At 64.5% G+C, this 611-nt stretch carries 1 protein-coding gene; it reads left to right on the top strand.

Features of this window, described 5'->3' with window-relative positions:
• Positions 1 to 18: 18 nt before the first annotated feature.
• The coding region (locus KUM32_RS42095; RefSeq protein WP_217146874.1) for a transporter substrate-binding domain-containing protein at positions 19 to 611 on the top strand (593 nt) is incomplete at its 3' end.

The raw sequence follows: 611 nt of genomic DNA on the forward strand, positions 1-611 counted from the left end.
ACGTAAAGGACATTCACCATGAAGCTCCGCAGGACTGCAGCGGCGGCGGCCGTCGTACTGGCCATGGCCGTGACGGCGACGGCGTGTGGCAAGGAGGGCAGCCCGGACGACGACAAGAAGGACAAGGACGCCCCGAAGCTCTCCTACGAGGTCAACACCGCGGCCGACGTCAAGGACTCGCCGGTCTGGTCGAAGGCCAAGGGCAAGACGATCAAGATCGGCACCAAGGCCGACCAGCCGAATCTCGGCTACGAGGACCCGAGCACCAAGGAGCGCTCCGGCTTCGACGTCGAGATCGCCCGCATGATCGCCGCCGAACTCGGCTTCGACGAGAAGCACATCGAGTGGAAGACGGTGCCGACCGAGGCCCGCGAGACGCAGCTCTCCAGCGGTGGCGTCGACTTCTACGTCGGCACGTACACGATCAACGACGAGCGCAAGAAGCAGGTCGACTTCGGCGGCCCGTACTACCTCGCCGGCCAGGACCTGCTGGTCGACAAGGACAGCCACATAAAGACCCCGGAGGACATCAAGGGCAAGAAGGTCTGCTCCGTCACCGGCTCCACGCCGCTGAAGCGGATCAAGGAGAAGAAGTACGGGGTCGCCAAGGC

Source organism: Streptomyces sp. AC627_RSS907 (assembly GCF_019049165.1).